The 23,802-nt window shown below is 55.9% G+C and carries 23 protein-coding genes and 1 pseudogene; 6 read left to right on the top strand and 18 right to left on the bottom strand.

Annotated elements, in window-relative coordinates:
- The 11 genes and pseudogenes from BLV48_RS08225 to BLV48_RS08175 all read right to left on the bottom strand — a co-directional run.
- Positions 1–349, bottom strand: a pseudogene (locus BLV48_RS08225) (acetaldehyde dehydrogenase (acetylating)); the annotation flags it as partial.
- A 14-nt stretch (positions 350–363) separates the two neighbouring features.
- On the bottom strand, positions 364–2,199 hold the full coding sequence (locus BLV48_RS08220) for a feruloyl-CoA synthase (RefSeq protein ID WP_091825762.1): 1,836 nt from the start codon (positions 2,197–2,199) through the stop codon (positions 364–366).
- 35 nt (positions 2,200–2,234) lie between these two features.
- The gene (locus BLV48_RS08215) at positions 2,235–3,017 is read right to left on the bottom strand and encodes a 2-keto-4-pentenoate hydratase (protein WP_091825759.1); all 783 of its coding nucleotides are present in this window, start codon (positions 3,015–3,017) and stop codon (positions 2,235–2,237) included.
- Positions 3,018–3,956, bottom strand: coding sequence for an NAD(P)H-dependent flavin oxidoreductase (locus tag BLV48_RS08210; protein WP_091825755.1), 939 nt, complete (start codon positions 3,954–3,956; stop codon positions 3,018–3,020).
- A gap of 9 nt (positions 3,957–3,965) precedes the next feature.
- On the bottom strand, positions 3,966–4,748 hold the full coding sequence (hcaB, locus tag BLV48_RS08205; RefSeq protein ID WP_091825752.1) for a 3-(cis-5,6-dihydroxycyclohexa-1,3-dien-1-yl)propanoate dehydrogenase: 783 nt from the start codon (positions 4,746–4,748) through the stop codon (positions 3,966–3,968).
- A gap of 8 nt (positions 4,749–4,756) precedes the next feature.
- On the bottom strand, positions 4,757–5,296 hold the full coding sequence (locus BLV48_RS08200; RefSeq protein ID WP_091825749.1) for a 3-phenylpropionate/cinnamic acid dioxygenase subunit beta: 540 nt from the start codon (positions 5,294–5,296) through the stop codon (positions 4,757–4,759).
- Positions 5,296–6,642 carry an aromatic ring-hydroxylating oxygenase subunit alpha gene (locus tag BLV48_RS08195; protein WP_091825745.1) on the bottom strand — a complete coding sequence of 449 codons (1,347 nt, stop codon included), beginning with the start codon at positions 6,640–6,642 and terminating at the stop codon, positions 5,296–5,298. The genes BLV48_RS08200 and BLV48_RS08195 overlap by 1 nt, the downstream gene beginning before the upstream one ends.
- Before the next feature lie 19 nt (positions 6,643–6,661).
- On the bottom strand, positions 6,662–7,009 hold the full coding sequence (locus tag BLV48_RS08190; protein WP_217632976.1) for a non-heme iron oxygenase ferredoxin subunit: 348 nt from the start codon (positions 7,007–7,009) through the stop codon (positions 6,662–6,664).
- Between the two features lie 6 nt (positions 7,010–7,015).
- Entirely contained in the window at positions 7,016–7,858 is an 843-nt protein-coding gene (locus BLV48_RS08185; RefSeq protein ID WP_091825739.1) for a DODA-type extradiol aromatic ring-opening family dioxygenase, read from the bottom strand.
- A gap of 5 nt (positions 7,859–7,863) precedes the next feature.
- Positions 7,864–8,148, bottom strand: a complete 285-nt coding sequence (locus BLV48_RS08180; RefSeq protein ID WP_091825734.1) for an extradiol ring-cleavage dioxygenase — start codon at positions 8,146–8,148, stop codon at positions 7,864–7,866.
- Positions 8,145–8,972, bottom strand: coding sequence for an alpha/beta fold hydrolase (locus tag BLV48_RS08175; RefSeq protein WP_091825728.1), 828 nt, complete (start codon positions 8,970–8,972; stop codon positions 8,145–8,147). Before BLV48_RS08175 ends, BLV48_RS08180 begins: the two co-directional genes overlap by 4 nt.
- Positions 8,973–9,293: 321 nt before the next feature.
- Between BLV48_RS08175 and BLV48_RS08170 the strand changes: the two genes are divergently transcribed.
- The 3 genes from BLV48_RS08170 to BLV48_RS19470 all read left to right on the top strand — a co-directional run bounded on the left by BLV48_RS08170 (position 9,294) and on the right by BLV48_RS19470 (position 13,971).
- Positions 9,294–9,929 carry a dienelactone hydrolase family protein gene (locus BLV48_RS08170; protein WP_175527625.1) on the top strand — a complete coding sequence of 212 codons (636 nt, stop codon included), beginning with the start codon at positions 9,294–9,296 and terminating at the stop codon, positions 9,927–9,929.
- A 143-nt stretch (positions 9,930–10,072) separates the two neighbouring features.
- Entirely contained in the window at positions 10,073–11,920 is a 1,848-nt protein-coding gene (locus tag BLV48_RS08165; protein WP_091825716.1) for a sensor domain-containing diguanylate cyclase, read from the top strand.
- A 194-nt stretch (positions 11,921–12,114) separates the two neighbouring features.
- Positions 12,115–13,971, top strand: coding sequence for a methyl-accepting chemotaxis protein (locus BLV48_RS19470; protein WP_091825710.1), 1,857 nt, complete (start codon positions 12,115–12,117; stop codon positions 13,969–13,971).
- Positions 13,972–14,010: 39 nt separating this feature from the next.
- On the opposite strand, the gene hypE is transcribed toward BLV48_RS19470, so the two are convergent.
- The 6 genes from hypE to hypA are packed head-to-tail and all read right to left on the bottom strand — an operon-like array spanning position 14,011 to position 19,837.
- Complete coding sequence (hypE, locus tag BLV48_RS08155; protein WP_091825708.1) at positions 14,011–15,036, bottom strand: hydrogenase expression/formation protein HypE; 1,026 nt, start codon at positions 15,034–15,036, stop codon at positions 14,011–14,013.
- Positions 15,033–16,163, bottom strand: a complete 1,131-nt coding sequence (hypD, locus tag BLV48_RS08150) for a hydrogenase formation protein HypD (protein ID WP_091825705.1) — start codon at positions 16,161–16,163, stop codon at positions 15,033–15,035. Before hypD ends, hypE begins: the two co-directional genes overlap by 4 nt.
- Complete coding sequence (locus BLV48_RS08145) at positions 16,160–16,384, bottom strand: HypC/HybG/HupF family hydrogenase formation chaperone (RefSeq protein WP_091825702.1); 225 nt, start codon at positions 16,382–16,384, stop codon at positions 16,160–16,162. Before BLV48_RS08145 ends, hypD begins: the two co-directional genes overlap by 4 nt.
- Positions 16,384–18,690, bottom strand: coding sequence for a carbamoyltransferase HypF (gene hypF / locus BLV48_RS08140; RefSeq protein WP_091825699.1), 2,307 nt, complete (start codon positions 18,688–18,690; stop codon positions 16,384–16,386). Before hypF ends, BLV48_RS08145 begins: the two co-directional genes overlap by 1 nt.
- The gene (gene hypB / locus BLV48_RS08135; RefSeq protein ID WP_254774993.1) at positions 18,690–19,508 is read right to left on the bottom strand and encodes a hydrogenase nickel incorporation protein HypB; all 819 of its coding nucleotides are present in this window, start codon (positions 19,506–19,508) and stop codon (positions 18,690–18,692) included. The genes hypF and hypB overlap by 1 nt, the downstream gene beginning before the upstream one ends.
- The gene (gene hypA / locus BLV48_RS08130; protein ID WP_091825818.1) at positions 19,505–19,837 is read right to left on the bottom strand and encodes a hydrogenase maturation nickel metallochaperone HypA; all 333 of its coding nucleotides are present in this window, start codon (positions 19,835–19,837) and stop codon (positions 19,505–19,507) included. Before hypA ends, hypB begins: the two co-directional genes overlap by 4 nt.
- Before the next feature lie 122 nt (positions 19,838–19,959).
- On the opposite strand from hypA, the gene BLV48_RS08125 reads away from it, so the two are divergent.
- The 3 genes from BLV48_RS08125 (at position 19,960) to BLV48_RS08115 (ending at position 23,014) form a co-directional block, all read left to right on the top strand.
- Complete coding sequence (locus tag BLV48_RS08125; protein ID WP_091825693.1) at positions 19,960–20,940, top strand: nucleoid-associated protein; 981 nt, start codon at positions 19,960–19,962, stop codon at positions 20,938–20,940.
- 65 nt (positions 20,941–21,005) lie between these two features.
- Positions 21,006–22,325, top strand: a complete 1,320-nt coding sequence (gene paeA / locus BLV48_RS08120; protein ID WP_091825815.1) for a polyamine export protein PaeA — start codon at positions 21,006–21,008, stop codon at positions 22,323–22,325.
- Entirely contained in the window at positions 22,325–23,014 is a 690-nt protein-coding gene (locus BLV48_RS08115) for a pseudouridine synthase (RefSeq protein ID WP_091825691.1), read from the top strand. Before paeA ends, BLV48_RS08115 begins: the two co-directional genes overlap by 1 nt.
- Before the next feature lie 56 nt (positions 23,015–23,070).
- Here BLV48_RS08115 and BLV48_RS08110 read toward each other — a convergent pair whose 3' ends face one another.
- Positions 23,071–23,760: a VIT1/CCC1 transporter family protein gene (locus BLV48_RS08110; protein WP_091825688.1), complete on the bottom strand. Its 690-nt coding sequence runs from the start codon at positions 23,758–23,760 to the stop codon at positions 23,071–23,073.
- Between the last annotated feature and the right edge of the window lie 42 nt (positions 23,761–23,802).

Raw genomic sequence — 23,802 nt, 5'->3', positions numbered from 1 at the left:
CGGTCAGATTGACCGGCGGGATGCAGAACGGGCCGATGGCGGCGGGGGTCAGGTCAACCATGATCACGCCCAGTTCGTTCAGCTTGCGGCTGTTCTCGGCATGGACATAGGCCGAGGTGGCGTCGAAGGCGACACGGATATCGTCTTCAATGATGTGCGGCAGGATACCATCCACGCCGGTGGCGCAGGTTTTGATGCCCATTTCAGCAGCGCGCTTGAGGCCTTCAGACTCAGGGTCGATGCCCACCATCCAGACCGGCTCGATCCACTCGGAACGCTGCATTTTCATCAGCAGGTCGGTGCCGATGTTACCGGGGCCAATGATGACCGCTTTGAGTTTTTTGCTCATTGATTCTCACCCAATCAAATAATGCTCAGAACCAGCTCATCCGGCTTCGCCGCATACAAGCGCTCGACATCCGCAGCACGCGTTTCAAGCATCTTTCTCTGGTTCAAATTGCCCTTGTCGGTTATCTCACCTTTTTCGATCTCGGCCGGCGTATCCAACACCACCAAACGACACACCTTCTGTGCCGAGCCTTTGGCAACCTGTGCCATCAGTGTCATGGCCGTGTGCAGCTCTTCACGCACATGTGGATCCTGCATCAGCTCGGAGCCGGTCATCTTGCCTTCGCAATCTTCGGCCAGCTTGCGCATGCGCAGTCCTGGAATTACCAGAAGCCCCAAATAATCACGGTCATGTCCTGTCACTACCACATCGGTTACAAGATCACCGAAAAACTTGTGTACATTGGCGCGGATACTGGCGACACAAACCCAAGTACCTGTACTCAACTTGAAATCTTCCGATACCCGTCCATCGAAGCGGATCCCAGCGGATGCATTATTCGGATCCTGCAGTTGACCGGCATCACCGATGCGATAGAAACCTTCCTCATCGAATGCTTCAGCCGTTTTTTCAGGGTCATTCAGATATTCATTGAAAACAATCGGCCCCTTGATACGCATTTCCAGTTTGGAACCGTTGGGCATGAACTTAATCTCCACACCCGGGAAAGGCACACCGATGTTACCCGGCTGGCTCAGACGCCAATGCACATTGGTAATAGCTGGCGCAGTTTCCGTGCCACCCCATTCGGTAGCAAAAAACACATCATTACCCGTGGCTTCACTGAGGCTTTTAAGCTCATCCCAAACAGGGACAGGCAAAGCTGCCGCAGCGTAAAACAACATATCCAGATTGGAGAAGAACGTATTGCACAGCTCCTCGTCATCACGCATGTGTTCCAGCAGTACTTCGTACCCCTTGGGCACGTTAAAGAACAGGTTGGGCTTTACATGGCGGATATTGCGAATGGTTTCACCGATCAGACCGGGCAGCGGCTTGCCACTGTCGATGTAAAAGGAACCACCATTGCGCAACACCAGATTGAAATTGTGGTTGGTGCCAAAAATGTGACTCCAAGGGAGCCAGTCGAGAACACGCGGCGCTTTCTGTTCAACAAACGGCCAGTACTGGGCAATCATCTGCTGGTTTGCACACATCATGCGCTGGGTGTTGACCACTACTTTCGGCGTGCCGGTCGAACCGGATGTCAGCAGATACTTGGCATGCGTATCAGGACCAATGGCGGCAAAACGACGATCAACCTCTACAGTCACCTCGTTTTCCAGCATATCCTTCAGGCAATGAATACCACTGCCATCTTCGATATTGCGCGATGCGATCATCACATGATCACCTGGACACGCCTCAATAGCAGTTTGGAAATGCTCGGCATCATCGACAAAAATGGCACAGGGGTTAAGCTTTTTGACAATCGCCTGCAGACGGTCATGCGAACGTGACATTAAAGAGTACGCGACCGACACGGGAGTTACGGCAATACCAATATGCATGGCGGCCATTTTGATCAACGCATGATCAACCGAGTTACCCGACAGAATCACCAACGGTCGCTTGTCGCTATTGGGCAAACCAAGATCGATCAGCCCCTGCGCCACGGCTCTTACACGATTGCGAAATTCGGCATAGCTGACTTCATCCCAAGTACTGCCATGACGTTCGGCTATGAATACCTGACCCGGCCTTTCGTCGGCCCACTTTTCCAGCCAGTCACCCACACAGCGATCATAGGGCTTCAGCTCGGTTTCAGAACGTACGACGAAGGCTCCGCCTTCACGTGCTTCAACAGCTACACGGGTATTCGGCAGCTGTGAAAAAATATCTGCACTCATGATAAAACCTTTGAAATATTATTTTTATCAGTCAGTTAACCGGCTTTCAGCACCAGCTCATCGAGCTGATCAAAGCAGAACCTTAGCTGCATGCCCGGCGTGATGTTGACCATTGGTGCCATGGCACCCGACAGCACAAGATGACCCTTTTTTATCGGAGTACCCAGATCATACAGCTTGCGCGCCAGCCACCAGGTCGCATTCAACGGATTCCCCAGGCACGCAGCTCCAGTACCTCGGACAGGATCACGGCCTTCAGACTCGATGGATACACTCAGGCGAGTAAAGTCCACGCCATTGGGATCAAATCGCTTGGCACCGACCATATACAGGGCAGAGGATGCATTATCGGCTACGGTATCGACGATGTTGATTTTCCAGTCACGCACCACAGAATCGACAATCTCCACTACCGGCATGAAACACTCAATTTCTGCCAGCATCTCGGTGAACGTCAGATCCCTGCAATCGAGATCATTTTTGAAAATGAAGCCGATTTCGCCTTCCGCCTTGGGCGCGATCAGTTGCGAGCAGTCAATCCGCTCGCCAGAGCGACGCTCCATATCGGCGAAGAGAACACCATAATCAGGTTGGTCCACGCCCAACTGCCGTTGAACCGCTTCAGAGGTCAAACCGATTTTGTAACCGGTTACTCGCCCTCCTTTCTCCAGCCTGTCACGGTTGACCAATTGCTGTACCGCATAGGCGCCATCCATGCCGAAATGAGGATAATCTGACGAAATCGGCCCTGTGGCGCAGGCGTCTGCTCGCGCCTTGATAATTCGTTGCGCTACGGCGTTAAATTCTTGCTGGCTCATTTACAGATATCTCTCTGACAGGCGCTTCATGTTTTCCAGAGCCATCACATATTCTTCATGCAACTCATCCACAATCTTGCCGGCTGATGCCACGGCACGAATCGCTCCGACCCCTTGCCCTGCCGACCAGACATCTTTCCACGCCTTGTTGGCCGTCGAAATGTTGCCGGAAAAATCGATCGCTTTACCAGGGCCGGCCTGTTCCGGATCAATTCCCGCCTGTTCCAGACTGGCTTTCATCCAGGTTGCATTGACGCCGCTGACCGCTTTGGTCTCAACAATATCCTCAAGACCCGAAGCCACCAGCATCGCGCGATAGTCGTCATTGGCAAAACTCTCTTGCGCAGCGATAAAGCGTGTACCGGAGACAACAAAATCAGCCCCGGCCGCCTGCATTGCCAGCACATCCGCACCTCGCGAGATACAGCCCGCAACGCCCAGGGGGCCATCCCAGAAAGTGCGTACCTCATTGATAAAGGCAAGAGGATTGTATTGCCCGGTATGGCCACCCGCTCCACTGCACACCAGAATCAGGCCATCAACACCGGCTGCAATCGACTTTTTCGCCATCGCCGGCGTGATCACGTCAGCAAACACCTTGCCACCATACGCCTTTACGGCATCGGTCACGCGTGCAGGTGATCCCAAGGCAGTTGATACGATAGCGGGTTGATAACGACGCACCAGATCCAGCTCTGCATCAAAACGGTCGTAAGAAGAGTGCACAATCATATTGAGCAGCCAGGGCTGCCGACTGGCATGCAGGGCTGCGTGAATCTGCACCATCCACTCATCCAGTGTTTCCACTGTACGTGCGTTGGCCGCCGGCAAGGCTCCAATCACACCCGAGCGCGCGCTGGCGATAATCAAATCCGGTGAAGACACCAAAAACATTGGCGCTACCACCAGTGGCAAACGCAATTCATTAAACAGGTTCATAAACCCTCCTCAGCGTGCAACCCAACCGCCGTCACTGTGAATGACACAGCCGGTCGTCATCGGGGACTGTTCATTAGAGGCCAGCACAACATAAAGCGCGGCATGGTCCGAGGGAGAGGCCATCCGCTTGAGCGGCACGGCATTGGCCGCATTTTCATGGAATCCCTGAATATGATTGAGCGGCTGAGCACGCCCCGAAATGCCGTCCACCGACTTCATCTCGGTATCGGTTGCACCGGGAGACACCCCGTTAACGCGTACATTCGGTGCCATCTCATAGGCGAGCTGTTTAATCATGCCTACGACTGCATGTTTGGACGTGACGTACAAAATGCCGCCGCCACCGGGGTAAAAGCCGGAGTTGGACACGGTCAAAATGATATTTCCGCCGCTTTTGCTCAACTCTTCCTGTGCCGCACGCACCCCGTTCAAATACCCCAATACGTTGACGCGAAACAGGCTATCGAAATTGTCGGCGAGTTTTTCAGGTGCGATTTTGCGCAGCGGTACGAAGTAGTCGAACAGCGCCGCATTACCCACGAAGATATCAAGTTTGCCGAACGCGGCGACCGTTTCGGCCACCGCGCGTTCGTTATCTTCGTACCGGGTCACATCGCCCTGCACCGTGATCAGCCCCTTGGGGAAGTCACGCTTGAGCGCATCCAGCTTGTCGGCATTGATATCGAACACCGCCACCCGGGCGCCCTCGGCCAGGTAACGTTCGACCACGGCCCGACCGATGCCATCGGCACCCCCTGATACGAGGGCCACCTTGGAATCCAGTACTGTCATGTGGCACCTCAGAGGAAGGTGTTGATGTTTTTGCAGGTCAACGTCGCGTTCGGGATCAGGATAAGACGCTTCTTGATCTTGAAGCTCTCCCCGTCCTGCACGATCAGATCCTGACGACGACCATAGATCACATATTCTTCATCCAGACCGCGGCTTCGCACGCTCTGAAAGGTGGAATGCACGACGTACTCACCATCGTTTTCGCCGTAATAGACTTCGACATTGGTCAGCTGATGCACATTACGGGTTGCCGGATTTTCCGCCCAGGCAGAAGGTTGCTTGAAACGTGCAACACGGCGCCCAAGGTCGCGCAAACCGTCATCAAAAAATGCCATGTGGTCTGCGGCGTAAAAACCATGCTCCAGCAAATTCTCACGACGACGGTTCTCGATGCCCGGCATCCAGTAATGGACCTCTTCGTGCATCAATCCCAGCCAGTCATCAAAGCGCTCGTCATCCAGCAAACGGTATTCGTAGTTCAGAAAGTGAGATACGCGGTAATGCTGTTCTACTGAAACCGGGCGCAGTTCATCATACAGAGCGGTCATTATTCAGCCTCCTGCTTGCCAACGTTTCGATCGGGAACTTCGTTCCAGCTGCGGGAATTCAGCATGTCATACCAGTACTGGTAGAAAGCACGGGAGTTGGCTTCATTGAGCTGGCCTTCATAAACGTTAGCCGGCAGCGGAGTATCGGTCAGCAGAGTATCCATGCCCAAACCTACAAACAGGTCCTGCTGAGCGGTGACACGCCCCTTGGCGGTCTTGGTGCAGTATTCCCAGTTTTCGCCGTCATCCATTTCGAACACGCCGGTCGGAGAAAAGGTCATCATGGCACCCTTGCGCCATTTCTCCTTCACCTCTTCGGGTGCACTCTTGTTCACCACGACCCAAGTAAACAGTTCCATCTTGTTCGGCCCACGCGGCTGCCATACACGCACGGTGTTCTGGCCCGGCAGGAAAGAGAAGTTCGGGAAGATGGTGCAGGACGAAACCGAACCGATCATGTTGGAGCGGAAATCGCCCAGGCGCTCGGCCACGGACGGCTTGATGGTATGCAGGTACTTATTCAGGGCACTTTCACCCAGTACCGCCACGTTGCCCACGGTATCCAGTGCAAATTCGTATCCGTGACCATTCCAGTTGACGGAATAGGACTCTTCGAAGTCGCTGACCTTGGCAACGGAGCCACCCAGCATCGCACGGGCAGCGGAGTCATGTGTCCAGCCTGCGTGCAGAATGTCACCGACGAAGTTCTCGGCGGCAATTTTCCAGTTGCACTCATAGGTAGAACGGATGCAGCCACCGACAAACTCGGTACCGCCTTCCTGATTGTCGAACAGGGCATCCATGTACCAGGCGATCGGACCCAGGTACTCCTTCAAAGACGGAGCATTGGCATCGAAGGTAGCAAAGACCAGACCTTTGTAGGAATCGACCTGAGCAACCTCTTTCAGACCCCACTTGGACTTGTCGAAATTGCTGTCTTCGTAAACGCCAGACTCATGCTGGCCAACCAGGTTGCCTTCGACATTGAAGGACCAGCCATGGTAGTTACAAATAAAACCACGCGTGCTGCCGGACTCGGCAAAGCAGACCTTGTTGCCACGGTGCGGACAGGCATTTAGAAACACCTTGATGCCGCCGCTCTTTTGGCGAATCACGATAACTTCATCTTCACCCATGCTGGTGGTGATGTAGTCACCGGTTTTCGGGATCTGTGATTCGTGCGCCACAAACAGCCAGCAACGCGCGAATACCTTTTCCAGCTCTTGCTCATAGATCTCCTGGTCGTAGAAGATCTTGCCTGCAATGCGACCGTTCTCAAGGTCGCATACATCCTTGAGCCCCGTCAGCGAATCCGTTACATCGAGTGTTTTAATTATATTTCCCATGGTCTAACACCTTTTAGCCTTAGCCTTTCGCAATTAACGCCGGATCTGCCTCAATCAAGGCAAATATCTCGTCACCCTCAATCTCGACCGGATAGGTTCTCAGGTCGATTTCGCAGGGAAACCCCTGCGCCTTGCCAGTCGGTATATGAAACTGTCCCCAATGAACGGGACAGGTGATCAGATCATCTTCAATATCACCCTCAGCCAGAGATGCCGTGGCATGCGTACAAAGATCCGCAGTCGCGTAGTACTGACCACCGAGGTTGTACACCGCGATGTCACCAAACTCGGCGTTATCGATTTTCTTGACCTGGTTTTCGGCAAGCTCTGACACCTTGCACAAAAACACCTTTTCAATAACTTCCATTGCTGCTCAGCCTTTCTTCAATTCAATAAAGCCCAGACCGGTCACCCATTCCGGCACCGGCTGATACTCGATCAGTTCGCCGCGTGGTGCATTCACGGCTGCCATGGCGCAAATGAAGTTACGAATTTCCATCGCACCGTTACCGCCGTTCTCCAACACCTGCTCATCGGTAAAGGCCACTAGCCCATCGATATTGGCGTTGCAGCACAGGTCAATGATCTGACGATCGAATTCTTCGTTGACCTTGCCGGTTTCCTTGACGCCAACCCAATGGCTGATACCGCCGCTGCCGATTACAAATACCTGCTCGTCACTATCGAACGCTTCGACGGCACCTCGGATCTGTTCACCCAACTGACGCGCGCGAGTCTTGGTAATAAAGGGGTCTACAGCGCTGGCCAGGTAAACCGGTATCGCACTGATGCTGCGGCCGCTGATTTCCTCGGCACGACGCACAATCAGCTTGTAGGGGATGGAGAACGCGTGATCCGTGGTAAACGAGCGTGCCACGGCCCAGTCGAATCCGGTTTCACTGCCATGAGCCGCGATGTGTTGCGCCAGCGCTTCGTGGTTCTGCACCTGCTCTTTCTTTAGCCCCGGCAACTGGTCCAACGGACCTTCCACATGCCCGGTGGCAATGCAGTACTTGGGCAGGCAAGTGGTGCCAAACAGCATGTAGTGGTCATTGCCAACGATAATGACGCTGGACGCGCCACTCTCGGCCAAACGTTCAGCACAGGCTTCGTAGGCATCCCACACTTTTTTGGCTTTCTCCGCCTCGGGTGCATCAGGGGCCACAAACATGACCGGGTCGTGCGGTACCAGAAATCCGCCAGTAATCTCTGCCATGATGCTTACCCCTTAATGGATGCGGAGTGGGCGGAATCAGAGCCCAGCTTGCGGTTGTAGGAAGAAACCCGGCGATCCGGTGACATCTCGATCCAGTAGCCAAGCGTCAACATCGGATTCACACCTGCCTCCTGCATTCCCTTGACGTCGAACTCAAGAATCATGCGTACGCCCTCTTCATCAACCGGGAAGCGACTCAGGAATTTCTGCGGGTCTTCGCGGTATTTTTCTTTTGAAAAGCGATCCACGGAGAGGCTCCAGAGGATGCGCTCAAGCACGTCCCGACTCATGCCTGCCCCCCGCCGATAAAGCTGTTCAGAATTTTGAGGAACTTCTGTTTCTGCTCGGTCTGTACCCAGTGGCCGCACTGACCAAACACATACAGATCACTGTTGGGGATGTTCTCGGACAGCACACGCCCACACTGCACTGGGACTACATTGTCTTCACGTCCATGCAAAACCAGAGTCGGCGCCTTGATGTTCTTAACGGCCTTTTCCGGGAAGCCCTTCACCATGGTTTCGCCATCTGTACTTGGCTGAGGAATGAGTTTGCGCAAGGCATCCTGTGCACCGGGTCGCGCACTGGCCTCATAGCGTGACTGCACCAGTTCATCCGTGATCAATGACGTGTCGTAAGGGAAAAGTTCCATCAGTGAGCGCATGTTCTCGACTGACGGTTCGTACAACCAGGCACCCGCCAGCCCCTTGGTCTGTACAAAAGTACCTGCCGGCGTACCCAGCAGCACCAGCTTGTCGAGACGCTCCGGATTGAACAGCGCCAGACCGATACCGACCGCGCCACCGAAGGAGTTGCCGACCAGAGACGCCTTATCCAGACCGATGGCATCCATGAATTCAACCAGATGATTGACCCAGAACTTGATGTCGTAGTGGGTATCTTCCTTGAACTCGGTAAACCCGAAGCCGGCGATATCCGGCACGATGACATGGAAGTTTTCCGCCAGCTGATCCATGACGCCGCCCCAGTTGGTCCAGCCGGATACACCCGGACCTGAACCATGCAGCAGCAACAGAGGCGCTCCGGCACCGCATTCAAAGTACGCCGTTTCATGGCCGGCTGCCTGAACAAACTTGCGATCTGACTCTTTCATCACACCTCCGAACATACAGTTGTGTATTCAGATACTAGTGAGTACGTACACAACCGTCAACAGATCGAGTGATTCTCAACACTGAAAAACATTCATAAACAAGGTAAAAAATGATCAAAAAAATATAACCAGTTGTTTATAAACACATAAAAACTGTTGCATTAACAGAATGGTATGTTCTTTAAAAACAAAAACCATTTTACAAGACTGTGATACCAACAATAAAATAAGATACACATATGTATGTATTGCAGAGGTAGTGACATGAACACGATTTCGGTGAGTTTGGGTGAAGCATCACACAGGCATGAGCTATACCCGATGAAGGAGACCTCACACGGCAGACAGATACTGGTTTTCTCCACCTGGGCAGGGATTACAGACTTCGAACGCGACGTGGCCGAAAGACTTAACAGAGCCGGACATAGCGCAATACTTGTCGATTTCTTCGGGGAAAGTGCCGACTTATCAACCTTTGAGAAGAAACAACGCGCCATATCGCCCTACCTTCAGGACCTGGCCGTACTTCAGGCTCACGTAAGCGCATTGATTGTTTCAGTCAAGCGGGCAATACCAGCAGTGAACCAGCCCATGTCTGCAATAGGTTTTTGTCTTGGCGGACTGTGTGCCCTGCACGCCGGCCTGCAGGAGCATGACGTTGACACCGCCGTGAGTTTTCACGGGTTACTGAAGCTGCCATCCATAACCGGCCATGCAGCCCAAAATACTCGCTTCCTGATACTGAACGGGAGTCGGGACCCAATGGTTTCATCTGATGAGGTGACTTCAGCCATTCAGTTTTTTGATGACCGGGCACTGGACATGACACTGGTTTCGCTTGGTGGTACTTATCACTCATTCATGCTGCCGGATGCTGACAATCCCAAGGCTGGTGTGCTCTATAATCCCCAGAGTGCTGATCGTGCATGGGCTTTGTGTGAAAACTTCCTCCGTTAGGCAAAACAGCAGGTAACAGGTAAGGCAGGCATCCATTGCTTTTATATCCTTAGACTACCTGTCTATATACAGGTACAGATATAACCTTCGACGTGTATAATTCTCGACCATCTTTAACGGGTGGGTATTGAAGGAGCATTGGGTTGAGGGAGTGCCAGATTGACCGTTGTCGTCAGCTGATCCTGTCCATTTCGCTGGTTGGCATTCTAGTGACAGGTACTCTGGTCGGTCTAAGCAGTGCCCTGCCCATGTTTTTTTCCGCCCGTGAGCATGTTGAAAACTCAGCACTGGATAGCTTGGAAGCCCGTGCCGCGGCAATCAACAGCCTGTTGGCCGGCTATCAGGATATTGCGCGCCAATTCACAAGCCGTACCGAGATTAGGCGCCGACTCGAAGCGTATGAAGCCGGAGAGTTGGGGTTTGATGAGCTTGTGGCTTTTACTCGGCCCCGCCTCAAAGACCCCATGAGCAAGCTGCCTGAACTGCTGTTCATGCGTCGCAGCGGCCCCGATCTAAAACCGGTTGTCAGCCTGGGACATAACCCGGGCCTTGAACTTGAACATATCGACACCACCGGCGTGAGCCTCATGCCATTACCAACCTCGACCGGTTTTGTGATTCGGGCGGTGGGTGCAATCACGGATGATAATGGTCGTCGTGTTGGTATCGATACCCTGCTGTTCAGCTCAGAACGGCTAAAGGCGCTGCTTACATCAGACAGTGGCTTCAGTACTCAGGCACGCCTGACGCTGGTACAGGTTTCGCCCTCTGGCACGGTGTTGGCATCGCTGGACAGTACAGGGGAGTTTGTCCGTCTCCTGCAGCAACATCAGCCCTACCTTGCCGCGCTCACACCCCGCACTCTGATTCATGCAGACGATGGCAAAAACCGCCTGTTGCTGACACCTCTGGCACTGGACAGCTGGGTTCTGGCGGTACGACTGCCTCGATCTGACCTGTATGCCAAAGCCAATCAGCAGCTGCTGACCATCTCTGGTGTGATACTCGCCATGATGCTGCTGGGCCTGTTCCTGACGCGCAGAGCCCTGTCTCCGCTGGTAGCACGTATTACTCAGCAAACTCAGAGGCTTGAAGAGTCCTCTGCTGAGTTGCGCCTGTCTGCCAATGTGTTTGAGCACGCCCAGGAGGCAATCATCGTCACTGATCCCGGTCTCAAAATTCAGCGCAGCAACCGCACCAGCAGTGAAGTCACAGGTTACTCATCCGAACAACTGCTTGGCATCGGGCTTGATCAGTTGTTCGATCAGTCCAGTCGTCAAGGTGATCAGATTGAGCTGATCCTGCACACCCTGAACCGTGATGATGCCTGGCAGGGTGAGATCAACTATCGTCATGCAGACGGACATATCATTCCAACACTGCAAACCATCAGTGGCGTGCGGGATGATCAGGGGCGCATCAACCACCTGATCCATATTTTCAATGACATCACCGATGCCAAGGAAAATGAGCGCAGGATGCAACGCCTGGCCAGCTTGGATTCACTCACCGGACTGCCCAATCGCGCCAGCCTGAACCGACAGATCGAGCAGCAATTGCAGCAGGCGGCACAGCAACAACAGCGTTGCGCACTTCTGTTTATCGACCTGGACAACTTCAAACCGGTGAATGACAACTTTGGTCACGCTGTTGGTGATCAGCTGCTGAAAATAGTTTCCAAACGGCTACAGCATTCATTGCGTGAAGAAGACAGCATGGGCCGCCTTGGTGGCGATGAGTTTCTGGTATTGACCGGGAACCTGCAAAAGCCGGAGGAAGCCGATGTCATCGCGGCCAAATTGATTGCGCACCTGCTGGAGCCCTTCCATATAGCCGAACACAGTATCAATATCGGCGCCTCCATCGGTATCGCCTATTTCCCGGACGATGGCTGTGACACACAAACCCTGACCCGCATGGCGGATGAAGCGATGTATGCCGCCAAAAGGCAGGGGCGCAACTGCTACGTCAAGACTACCTCTCTCGACTGAAAACGATTATACAGCCCCTGTTCGGTTACACCTGAATGGGGCACATATAAGATCCTGCGCACTCAAGCAGTGCACCTCTGGGAACCCACGTCCCTTGCCCGCCCTTGGCGTGCACTCCACTGCCCAATAGCTGATCTGATTTACTGGAACGAAAATTGCTTTACTGCTGGTAGAACAGATCTGGAGTGATACCCATGCTATTTCGACGCCGCAGTAAAGCCGAAACACAACAGAGCAGACTGCTTGAATGTCTCACGCACCTGGAAAGCTCTGAACTGACCCGCAAACAAGTGCCAGACGATGCTTTAAGACAGCAGCTTGAACAGCTGCAGCTTCAGCTCAGAGAGCGGCATAGCGTCAACTCCACCCAGGGAGTTCGGAGCATGCTGCACGCAATCAGTAGTCTGCTGCAACGCTGCGGGCTGTTTGCCGGTCACACTCGCCGTACACTGGTTCAGCAGGAAGGTCTGATTGAGCAAATGGAGCAGCGCTCTTCGCTGCTGGAAAGCGAGCTGAATGCCGCTGCCGACAAGGTCGGACAGTCACGGGACGAAGTCGGGCAACTGCAACAGACGCTGGGCGACACCGTCAGTGATACCAGTAAAGCGGTGATAAAAGCCATGGAGGGCATCTCAGCCAAACTGGAAGACAAGGCGAACGGCGCCCATTCAGTACTTGAAAACATCATTCGTATTGGTGCGCAGATTAACCTGCTGGCCCTGAACGCGGCCATAGAAGCCGCCAGAGCCGGTGAGCATGGTCGCGGTTTTGCTGTCGTTGCCAACGAAGTACGCAATCTGGCCGAAGTCACTGTCAAGCATGTCAACGAAGCCCGTGAACAGCTTGATTTTGCAGCGATTGAAGAGGACCTGACCGAGCTGCGTCATCACACGATGAGCAAGCTTGAATCATCAGACCAGGCGGTCCGCTTCTCTCAAGAGCGTCTGGGTAATCTGTTTGACCACATCAACGAGGACATCGGCCAGGTACGCCAGAATACGGATATCCTGTTCGAGACCCTGCATCTGCTTAAAGACTCCATGGGACGCATTGAGGACAAACAGCTTTGGATCTCCTCGCTTTCAACGCAGATCAGTCAGGCACTTGAAGTACTGCCCTCCGGGCTTGAGAGCCTGAGCGCCGCCGAAACACCGCTGGAGCGACTGCGCGCTCAACTGGGATTCACCTCACACAAAGACCGGCTAAGTCAGATTCAGCAGCGAGGTATTTTGCGTGTGGCGGTGGAACCACAGTTTGTCGGACTGTCATTCCGGCGCAAACCGGGAGAGCCTTTGCAGGGCCTTGATATCAGCTATGCCCATGCATTGGCTGAACACCTTGGGGTTAGGTGCGAGTTCGTCGAGACCCCATGGGATTTGTGTACTGAGCGCCTGTTCAGCAGCGAACAACCCGGCGGGATGCCAGCCGATATCGTTATCAGCGCACTGCCACCGGATGAAGGCTATACACACGTTGCCTACTCAGATCCCTACACCTATTTACACTGCGTTTTGGCCCGCCGTGTGGGTGACAGCAGCATTCGGTCCCATGCCGACCTGGAAGGAAAGGCACTGGGTATTATCAATGACCCCGCCGCTTTTGCCGTACTGGACAGCCTTGGCATCGGTACGGATACCGACAGCCGAATCAGGCTGTCGAACCTTCTTGCCTACTCAGACCAAAGCCGCATCCATGACTGTCTTGCCAGGGGAGTGGTTGATGCATTTATTGTCGACCTGCCGATCTACCACTGGGCCTGCAACAACCCTGACAGCCCCTGGTTTGGCAAGATTGAAACATTGCCGGGGAACCTGGCAGATCAGTCCTATTTTTACTCGATGGCCGTGTCAGCGGATGCGGACAATGCAACACTTCTCAGCGAGGTCAATCGATTCATCCAGCACTTTACGACGACTGCAGAGCGGGAGAAAATCGAGCGGTTCTGGCAGGGCCAGGTGATCCAGGACAGCCTGAACCTCGACAGTCTGCCCGGCGAACTGAAAGGGGCAGACGATCTGCATTCCATGGCTGCGGCTGCCCAAGCAGCTTGATGCAACCGTCCGCCTTAACTCTCTTGCGCCCCCTGCCGCTCAGCAGATCCGTGGCAGCGGTTCACTGTTCAACCAATCCAGCAGGCGGTTGCCGCCAAAGCGGGTGCGCAACTGTACAAACTGCTGCGGGTCAGCAGTGACAGTGCCGATAATGGCTGCGGCCTGCCCCTCTGGACGGGCGCGCATTAGATCCAGCAGCATGGGAGCCTGTTCAGGCGGACAGATCGCAATCAACTTGCCCTCGTTGGCGAGGTAGAGCGGGTCCAGCCCAAGCAGTTCACACACCGCCTGTACCGGCTGGATCACCGGTATGGCGGCCTCTTCCAGCTGCATTCCGACGCCGGACTGCTGTGCCAGCTCGTTCAGTGTATTGGCCAGCCCACCGCGAGTGGGATCACGCATGCAGCGCAGTTGTGGTACCTGCGCGACCATGGCTTGTGTCAGCCGGTGCAGTGCGCAACTGTCGGAACGAATATCCGCCGCAAAGCCCAACGACTCACGCTGGGTCAGAATACAGGCACCATGATCGCCCACACTGCCCGACAGCAGGATACAGTCGCCGGGACGTGCCCGGTCACCTGACAGATCAAGCCCCTCAGGCACAATGCCGACACCGCTGGTGTTGATGAACACGCCGTCGCCCTTGCCGCGTTCGACCACCTTGGTGTCACCAGTCACGATTGGTACGTTCGCCTCGCGGCTGGCCTGCGCCATCGATTCCACAATGCGGGCCAGTTCGGCCAGAGCAAAGCCCTCTTCCAGAATAAAGCCCACCGACAGTGCATGTGGTCGGGCACCGCACATGGCCAGATCATTGAGGGTGCCATGTACTGCGAGCGAGCCAATATCACCACCAGGGAAAAACAGCGGCGACACCACATGGCTGTCACTGGCGAAGGCAAGTCGCCCGGCCGGCAAGCTCAGCTGAGCCTGATCATTGCCCTGCGCCAGCCACTCATTGTCAAACGCCCGTGCAAACAGCTGACTGATCAGCTGTGCCATGGCCCGGCCTCCGCCTCCATGTGCCATCTCGACCTTGCCGTTGGTCAAATCCAGTCGACTCATTCTCTCTCCTGCATCGCAATCCGCCCCCGGTTGTAACGGTACCAGGCAGCACAGGCCCCTTCCGATGACACCATACAGGCACCCAGCGGATTATCCGGTGTACAGGGCGTACCGAACAGTCGGCACTGATCCGGCCGCTTCTGTCCACGCAGAACAGCCGGGCATTCGCAGGCTGGATGCTCTCTGGCCCTTGGCGCTGACAGTTCAAAACGCTGTTCGGCATCATAACGGGCATATTCTGGTCGTATTTTCAGTGCACTTGCCGGCACCTCACCCAATCCGCGCCATTCAAAGCTGCTTCGGCGCTCAAACATCCTCTCGACCAGTACCCTGGCCTTTGGGTTGCCGTCAGGCGTAACGGCCCGGCTGAACTGGTTTTCAACTCTGGCCTCATGACGATTCAGCTGCCCAACCAGCATACTGATGGCCTGTAGCAGGTCCAGTGGCTCAAATCCGGCAATCACGACCGGTTTGCCAAACTGTCGCGGGAAAGGCGCGTAGGCTTCACTGCCGATCACGGTACTCACGTGCGCCGGACCGATAAAACCATCGATGGCAGTAGCCTCGCCCTCTCTCGGGGTCAAAATGGCGTGCATCGCCGCCGGAGTCAGCACATGGTTGCACAGCACTGAAAGATTGCTGATGCCCATTTCATCGGCACGCTGAATCAGTACCGCCGTGGGCGGTGTTGTGGTCTCGAAGCCGATGGCAAAAAACACCACCTGGCGCTCGGGGTGCTGCTGCGCCAGCGTCAGCGCCTCCAGCGGTGAATACAACATGCGTATATCAGCCCCGTCGGCACGCGCCTTGAGCAAACTCTGCCCCTTGCCGGCGGGTACCCGCAACATGTCACCGTAGCTGCACAGAATCACCTCCGGCAGACGGGACAGTTCAAGCGCCTGCTCCAGGCGCACGACCGGCAATACACAGACCGGGCAGCCAGGGCCATGGACCAGTTCAACATTGTCAGGCAGCAGCGCGGGCAGGCCGTAACGGAATACCGCATGCGTGTGCCCGCCACAGAACTCCATCAATCGGTAATGACGCCCCGGATCAGCCTGCTGATGGATATGCCGCGCCAACTGGTGGGCCAGTTCGGCATCACGAAATACGTCCACGTACTTCATTGTTGCTGCGCCGCCATCTGCTGCAGTATTGCCAGAGTCTTTTCAGCCTCGACCCGGTCCAGTTTCTGCAGCGCAAAGCCCACATGCAGAATCACGAAATCACCCACCTCAAGGCCATCCAGCAATGACACGTCGATCTCGCGGCGCACGCCCCCCATATCGGCCAGCGCACGCCCCGGGCCAGTCAGTGCCACCACTTCAACCGGTACAGCCAAACACATCAGCCTTGCCCTCTTTCCCGTTCAACATTCGCACGCATGATCGACACCCATACCTGCCCCAGTGACAGCGCGGCATCTCCCGGCGGCAGATTTATCGGCAGGCGCGGCGTCAGCCCCTGCCGCTGCAACGCGTCCACCAGACCGGTTCGGAGCCAGCTGTTCAGCAGGCAGCCACCGCTGAGAATAACATCGCTGATACCCTGCTCATGCGCGGCTTTACCGGCCCATGCAGCCAGCGCAGCGATCAGGTTGGCATGAAAGCATTCCGCCCCTTCAGGGGCATTGTCCATTTCAAGCAGACGCTGCAGCAAAGGAGTCAGATCCAGACAGTTGCCATCACTCACACGCCAGAGCGAAGCATCAGGTTCAGGCAGCTGTCTGACCTGTGCTTCCAGCAACATGGCGGCCTGAGCCTCAAAGGTCTGTACGTCACAAACAGCCATCAACCCCGCCACTGCATCGAACAGTCGCCCAAGACTGCTGCTGGGCGGGCAATTGATATCTGCACGCAGCATCTGTGCAACCTCCTGCCAAAGAGGCTGGTGGCCAAAACGCTCGGCCATCAGGTCCTCCCGCCCCAGCTGAAACAGAAGGGCCAGTGCCAATCGCCAGGGCTCCCGTGCGGCACGGTCACCACCGGGCAATGGCAGCGGCTTCAATGCACCCAGCCGCTCATGGCCGCTCGCGTTCACCTTCAGCAACTCACCACCGCGCAGCTCACCCGCTTCACCCAGTCCAAGACCATCCAATGCCAGTCCGATTACGGGGCCGGTCAGTTGATGTTCAGCCATCACGGCAGCCACATGGGCATGGTGGTGCTGAACCGGCGACAGCGAGATGTTCCGTGCATCAGCAAACTGCTGTGCCAGTCGATAGCCGTAACTGTCCGGCTGCAGGTCGACACTGACCTGTGCCGGGGTTACACCATACAGCGCCGGCAGTTGCTCAACCTGTAACTGCAAACGGCGACAGCTTTCGACACTGGCAAGATCACCCAGCGGGGGTGACAGCCAGGCGCGCGGCCCCTGGCTGAGGCAGAGACTAGTTTTAAGGTAGCCGCCCAGTGCCAGCATGGGTGGGCCGGTAACCGCCAGTTTTATACTCTGCGGCGAAACGCCTCGGCCTCTGCGCCCCCAGGCCCCGGAGGCCGCCAGTACGCTGATCACAGGGTCGTCCTGAGGCTGAACGATGTCGCGATCATGCAGCAGTAGCCGATCCGCAATGTCCCGCAGTTGCGTTCGGGCATCTGCGTTGGTGTGGATCAGTGGCTCCCCGCTCAGGTTGGCACTGGTCATGACCAGCAACAGGGACTGCGATTGAACAAGCCAATCGGTGCCGACAGGTCGTCCTGCCGCCTCATGGAACAACAGCCAGTGCAACGGGCTTTGCGGCAACATGACGCCAAGTCCATTCAGTCCCGGCGCCACCGTGTCAGGCAACATCCCTTGCCTGACACAGGGGGCTATCACGATCGGCGTACCCGGATGCGCTAGCCAGCGTGTTGCGATCTCGCTCAGCTGCACCAAAGGGTCCAGCGACTGCGTGTTTGCAGCCATGATGGCAAAAGGCTTGTGCGGGCGCTGTTTGCGCTGGCGCAACCGTGCAATGGCGTCAGGGTTACGTGCATCACAGATCAGATGAAATCCGCCCACCCCCTTGAGTGCCAGAATCTCACCGCGCCGAACGGTATCCAGTGCCTGCTCCAGGGGATCTGCCTCATCGAGCCGAACTCCATCAACCGTCTCAACCCAGACCGAAGGGCCGCAATCACTGCAGGTATTGGGCTGGGCATGAAAGCGCCGATCGGCGGGGCTGTCATATTCATGCAGGCACGACGGGCACGGAGGAAACATCGCCATGCTGGTATTGTGACGGTCATACGGCAACCGCCTCAGAATGCTGTAGCGTGGGCCACACCGGGTGCAGTTGATAAAGGGATAGCGCCAGCGCCTGTTACGAGGGTCGAACAGTTCAGCCAGACAGTCATCACAGGGAGCAAGATCCGGCAGTATCTCACCGCTGTCGTGGATTTCATCTTGAGAAGGCTGAATACAAAACCCGACAAGGTTCGGCTCATCCGGCATTGTGACGCGCTCGATGCGATCAATCCGGGCAATCACCGGTAACCGGTCCTGCAACCGAGGCTCAAACTGCCGCAGGGCTGCCGCATCACCCTGCAGCTCAATACAGACGCCCGCCGGCGTGTTATACACCCGCCCCTGCAAACCCAACTCGCACGCCAACCGGTAGACCAGTGGGCGAAAGCCAACGCCCTGAACCAATCCCTGAACACGTAGATACTGCACTAGAGCAGAGACTCCAGCCGGATCGCTTCAGCCTGCAGTGCACTGATTCTCTGTTGCAGCCGTTGCTGTCGTCGCTGATTGACCCAGTCGACCCAGCTCTCCATGCCTTCACCAGTGCGGGCTGAGAGCTGGATCACCTCAATGTCGGGGTTGATGCGCCGGGCGTAATCGATGCAGGCATTCAGATCAAACTCCACGTAAGGCAACAGGTCGATCTTGTTGATCAACAGCAGGTCCGAGTGGTGAAAGATGTCGGGGTATTTCAGCGGCTTGTCATCACCTTCGGTCACCGACAGAATCACAACGCGATGAGCCTCACCCAGATAAAAGCCGGCCGGGCACACCAGGTTGCCCACGTTTTCAATGAACAGAAGCCCCCCCTGCAGATTGGTGAACTGCTGCATGGCATGGCCAATCATGTGCGCATCCAGATGGCAGCCCTTGCCGGTATTGATCTGCAGTGCCGTCGCACCTGCCGCGCGGATACGTTCAGCGTCACGGCTGGTCTGCTGATCGCCCTCAATCACAGCCAACGGCACCTGGCCGGACAAACGCGTGATCGTGGCTGTCAGCAGGCTGGTCTTGCCGGAACCGGGACTGGAGACCAGATTCAGCGCCAACAGCGCCTGCTGTTCAAACAACTCACGATTGGCGACGGCATAACCCGCGTTTTCACTCAGGATATCCTGTTCAATCTGCACTAGACGGCGTGTGTCATCCGTCTGATGAGGTGTATGTTGATGTTCATCGTGCCGGTGCCCGTTCGTACTGCCCACCTGCACTTCGACCTTGCCGCAACCACAGACGCCACACATCATTCCACCTCCAGCTCATGTACCCGCATTTCATCCCCTTGCAGCAACTGCAACCGATAGCTGCCGCAGTGAACACAGGCATCAAACCGGCTTGTGACCGGCTGCTCCTCGCCACACTGCTGACAGCGGGCACGCGCTTCAGGGCTGATAATATCCAGGGCCGCCTCCTCTGCCAGAGTACCTCGACAGGCGGCGGTGAAACAGAAACGCAGTGACTCAACTTCAACCATCGCCAGCGGCCCAACCTGCAGCCAGACATGTTTTACCCGCCTGAAATGCTGCTCCTGCGCTTGCTGCTGCAACAGTCGGATGATGCTATTGGCAATCGACATTTCATGCACTCGACCATGCTCCCTGCAGCCTTTGTTGACTTGAGAATAGCAGCCTGACAAGACGGCCGGCACCCTCATTCTATATAATCGTGCCCCTGTTGATCATCTTGCGGAGTCACCCCATGCCTGCCACCGACGCGATTGCCCACCGCCTGACCCGCCGTACCGGCGAGCAGTCCTACAGTTTGCGCGAGCAGCCGTTTGATTCCGAGTCGCTGAACAACCGATTGCTCAGCGAGATCAAGCCGCTGTTTACCCGGCGCGCCAGCAAACGCTATGGCTGCTTTGCGGATGAGTCCGGCGCTTTCAAGGGGCTGGTGCTAAGCTGGCTCGACCAGAACCTGAGCTTTACCCAGTTCAGTCGCAAGGTGATCGAACAGCTCGCCATGCTTATGGAGCAGCAGGATCTGGAAACCGATGGCCACTGGCTGTTCATCGTCGAAGAGCTTGAAGCGGCACGACGGCTCTGGATTGCCAACCTGAAGCAGAAAGAAGGTCTGCTGCTGAACAGCGATAATGATCTGCAGGACACCCTGTATGTGGATTTCGCCAAAACCGGGCTCTGCGCCTGCCTTGACCTGCAGGATATCCAGCACCCTGACAAGAAGCGCTACCTGACCCTGAGTTTCGGCTTTGGTGATCGCCCACTGCAGGGCGCACTGATGGAATTTGTCAGCTTTACCGATACCGTGGACACTCAGGCAGACACCGAACGCTTCATGGGACTGGTACAGGATTACAGCGCCGCCATGCCGGAAGAGAACGCCAAACGCTACCAGAAAGAGGTCGCCGAGTTCTGCATGGAGCAATCAAAGGAAGGTGAGGCGGTCAACTACCGTGCCCTGGCCGAGTCGGTGGATTCCGTAGCAGAAGTCGGCTTCGATGATTTCATCGCCGAACGTGCGCCGGAGCTGAAGGAGGAATTCATTCCCGATCGCAGTAGCCTGAAAAAGTACATCCGTTACACCGGCCGTACCCGCGAGGTGTCGATCAGCTTCAGCAACGAGTCACTGGGCAAGAGTATCGCCTTTGACCCGAGCACAGAGACGCTTACTCTGACAGACTTGCCCGCCAGCCTGATCAAGCAACTCAAGGGCGAGTAATCCTGCCGGTAAAGTGCCAGAATAGTCTGACAACCCCAGCCTGCACTGCCTGATCGGAGCCCATGATGCCTGGCGAGTTATTGATACTGTTCCTGCTGATCCTGTTCAGCGGTGTATTTGCGATCTCCGAAATCGCCATCGCGGCGGCCCGCAAGATCAAGCTGCGGGTGCTGGCCGAGGAAGGCAACGAGAAGGCCCTGGCGGTACTCAACCTGCAGGAGCAGCCCGGCGCCTTCTTCGCCATGATTCAGATCGCGCTGAACGCCATCGCCATTCTGGGCGGCATCGTCGGCGAACAGAGCCTGACCCCCTACATGAAACAGCTGCTGCAGCTGTTCTATGACGGTCCCCTGCTGGACAAGGCCAGTTTCGCGCTCTCGTTCATCACCATCACCTCGCTGTTCATTCTGTTTGCCGACCTGCTGCCCAAGCGTCTGGGCATGATTCTGCCGGAAACCATGGCGATGCATCTGGTGCGTCCCATGCGCTGGGTCACCCTGCTGCTGACGCCGCTGGTGCTGCTGTTCAACGGCATCACCAATTTGATTCTGCGCCTGCTGCGCCTGCCCACCCAGCGCGAGGAGATCGTCACCACCGATGATATCGTCGCCATGATGGATGCCGGCGCCGAGCACGGCAGCATTCAGCAACAGGAATATCACCTGATTGGCAACGTGTTCGAGCTGGAAGGCCGCACCCTGCCCAGCGCCATGACCACCCGCGAGCATATTGTCTATTTCGACATCAACGACAGCAGCGAAGAGATCAGCGCCAAGATCATCGAACACCCGCACAACTGGTTTCTGGTCTGTGACGGCTCGCTGGACAAGGTGATCGGCGCGGTGGAGTCCAAAGAGATTCTGCGCAAGGTGCTCAAGGGCGAACCCTCCAGCATCATGACCGAGATGATCGAGCATGACCTGCTCTACCTGCCCGATACCCTTACCCTGTCGGAAGGGCTGAACGCATTCAAGACATCGGCCCAGCCCTTTGCCGTCATTTTGAACGAGTATGCGCTGGTTGTAGGCATTCTGACGGTCAAGGATCTGATGAACAGTTTTATGGGCGACCTGATCTCCAGTACCGGTGACGAGCAGATCATCCAGCGTGACGAGCACTCCTGGCTGGTGGACGGCACCACTCCGGTCATCGATCTGGCCCGCGTACTGGGGCTGGATATTGAAGACTTCCCCAACTACAGCCAGTACGAAACGGTGGCGGGTTTTCTGATCTATCACCTCAAGCGCATTCCCAAGCGCACCGACTTTATCCTCTTTGCCGGCTTCAAGTTTGAGGCGATGGATATTGACAACCTGAGAGTGGATCAGTTGATGGTCAGCCGTATAGGTGACGAAGACACGCTTGCCGGCGCTGCATCGGTCTGATGCGACTGGATCGCTTTATCTGCAAGCACACCGAGCACGGCCATCAGCAGGCGAAGCGGCTGGTGGCGAGCGGTCGAGTATCGGTGAACGGCGAGGTTGTCACCAACCTGCGCGCCGAAATCGATCGCTTCATGTGTGTTGAACTGGACGGCCGGCGCCTGCAGCAACAGCAGTCCCACTACCTGATGCTGAACAAGCCCACCGGCTATCTCAGCGCCACCTCGGACCCGCAACACCCTACGGTGCTTGAGCTAGTGCCACCGGAGTTGCGCACCAACCTGCACCTGGCCGGCCGGCTGGATCGCGCCACTACAGGCCTGCTGTTGCTGACCAACGATGGTCTCTGGTCACGACGAATCACCGCACCCGAGCAGAAAATTCCCAAGGTTTACCACGTCACCACCGCCGAGCCCATTCACCTCGATGCCGAAGCCTGCTTTGCCGCGGGTGTCTGGCTGGCACGGGAAGGTATATTCACCAGCCCTGCCCAGCTTGAACGGATCAGTCCCTGTGAAGCGCACCTGACGATTTACGAAGGCCGTCATCACCAAGTGAAGCGCATGTTTGCCGCAATTGGTAATGCAGTGACAGCCCTGCACCGTGAAAGCATGGGTTCTATCCGGCTCGACCCGGATCTTGCACCGGGTCAATATCGCCCCTTGACGGCAACGGAGCTGAAACAAGGCTGAAGTGCAGCTGAGAGGAAGATCCAATATTTTGTGTGTATTCGTGTTTTCCTGCACCATCATGCGACTACGCCAAACATCTTGCCGACTCCCGCCGTCAGCGCCATGGCCAGGCCTCCCCAGAAAACAACTCGGATGGCGCCGATCACAAGTGATGCGCCACCAGCTTTTGCAGCAATAGCACCCAGCATGGCGAGAAACACCAGTGAGCACAGAGCAACCAGCGTAATCAGATACCCGGTGGGCACCATCCAGGCCACCAGTAACGGCAGAGCTGCACCGACAGTAAAGGTGACCGCTGACGACAGGGCTACCTGAACGGGTTGAGCACCGCCGTTGGCCGAAATTCCTATTTCATCGCGAGCATGCGCATCAAGGGCATCGTGCGCCATCAGCTGTTCCGCAACCTGACGCGCCAGTGCTTGCTCAACTCCTCGATTTTGGTAGATATCGGCCAGTTCCTGTGTCTCGAATTCGAGATCGGTATCCAGTGATTTTTGCTCAAGCGCCAAATCGGCCTGCTCGGTATCCGACTGTGAGCTGACCGAAATATACTCCCCTGCCGCCATCGACATGGCACCCGCAACCAAACCGGCCACACCGGCCAGAATGATACTCTCATGGGACGTGTTCGCAGCGGCAACGCCGATGATGAGGCTGGCGGTCGAGACGATGCCGTCGTTTGCCCCAAGTACCGCTGCACGCAACCAGCCAACACGGTGCGATCGGTGAATTTCCACGTGGCTCATAGATATACTCCAAGGAAGCAGACTGATCACAGGTTCAGCCTG

It is taken from the genome of Marinobacterium iners DSM 11526 (assembly GCF_900107855.1).
GTDB classification, from domain to species: Bacteria; Pseudomonadota; Gammaproteobacteria; order Pseudomonadales; family Balneatricaceae; genus Marinobacterium; species Marinobacterium iners.
This window is presented reverse-complemented; position numbering and strand designations above follow the sequence as displayed.